The organism is Actinomadura chibensis NBRC 106107 (genome assembly GCF_001552135.1).
GTDB classification, from domain to species: Bacteria; Actinomycetota; Actinomycetes; order Streptosporangiales; family Streptosporangiaceae; genus Spirillospora; species Spirillospora chibensis.
Genome location: NZ_BCQP01000122.1, coordinates 1 through 1468, shown reverse-complemented (window position 1 = coordinate 1468; position 1468 = coordinate 1). Strand labels below are relative to the sequence as shown.

The window sequence follows — 1468 nt, the reverse complement described above, 5'->3', positions numbered from 1 at the left end:
GATCGTCAGGATGTGTGCGGGTTTGGTGTGGGGGTCGAGGTGGACGTAGTTGGCGGCGGTCCAGGTGTAGACGGCGCCGTCGAGGTGGTCGGTGACGGTGTAGGGGTGGTGGGGGTCGTCGGGCAGGCCGAGGGCGGGCAGGTCGAGGTGGACGGTGGCTTCGCGGGCTTGGTGGGGGTTGAGGTTGACCACGGTCAGCACGACGTCGTCCAGGTGCCGTTTGGAGAAGGCCAGGAACTCCGGCTGGTCGACGTGGTGGAAGTGCAGGTTGCGGAGTTGTTGGAGGGCGGGGTGGGTGTTGCGGAGGGTGTTCAGGGTGGTGAGGAGGGGGGCGAGGGTGTCGGGGGTGTTCCAGTCGCGGGGGCGGTACTGGTATTTCTCTGAGTCGCGGTATTCCTCGCTGCCGGGGCGGACGGGGGTGTTCTCGCAGAGTTCGTATCCGGCGTAGACGCCCCAGGAGGGGGACAGCAGCGCGGCCAGGATGGCGCGGATCTGAAACGCCGCCCGCCCCCCGTGCTGGAGGTATTCGGAGAGGATGTCGGGGGTGTTGGTGAAGCAGTTGGGCCGCATGTAGGCGGCCGCCGGTCCGGCCAACTCCTGGAAGTACTCGCGGAGTTCGTCGGGGGAGTTGCGCCAGGTGAAGTAGGTGTAGGACTGGTGGAACCCGGTTTTGGCGAGGGTGTGCATCATGGCGGGGCGGGTGAAGGCTTCGGCGAGGAAGAGGACGTCGGGGTCGGTGGTGTGGATGTCGGCCAGGAGCCGTTCCCAGAACGCGACGGGTTTGGTGTGGGGGTTGTCGACGCGGAAGATCCGCACGCCGTGGTCCATCCAGTGGTGGATGATGCGGCGGACTTCGGTGTAGAGGCCGTCGGGGTCGTGGTCGAAGTTGAGTGGGTAGATGTCCTGGTACTTCTTGGGCGGGTTCTCGGCATAGGCGATCGTGCCGTCGGCGCGGGTGGTGAACCATTCGGGGTGCTGGGTCACCCAGGGGTGGTCGGGGGAGCATTGCAACGCCAGGTCCAGGGCGACTTCCAGGCCGTGGGAGCCCGCGTATTCGACGAAGGCGTCGAAGTCCTCCAGGGTGCCCAGGTCGGGGTGGATGGCGTCGTGGCCGCCCTCGGGCGATCCGATGGCCCAGGGGGAGCCGGGGTCGTAGGGGCCCGCGTCCAGGGTGTTGTTGGGGCCTTTGCGGTGGGTGGTCCCGATCGGGTGGATGGGCGGCAGGTACACCACGTCGAACCCCATGTCCGCGATCGCGGGCAGGCGTTTCATCGCGGTGCGGAAGGTGCCGGAGATGGGGCCGCGGCGTCCCATCGGGTCCAGGGTCGCGCCTTCCGAGCGGGGGAAGAACTCATACCAGGCGCTGAACAACGCCCGCTGCCGGTGCACGGCCAGGGGGTACCAGTCGCTCACGGTCAGCAGGTCACGCAGCGGATGACGCGCCAGCACGTCCGCCACGTCGGGGTCC

Annotated in this window: 1 protein-coding gene; it reads right to left on the bottom strand. The window is 67.8% G+C overall.

All coding sequences use genetic code 11. From position 1 onward, the window contains the following. The coding region (locus tag ACH01S_RS44805) for an alpha-amylase family protein (RefSeq protein ID WP_067905861.1) at positions 1–1468 on the bottom strand (1468 nt) is incomplete at both ends.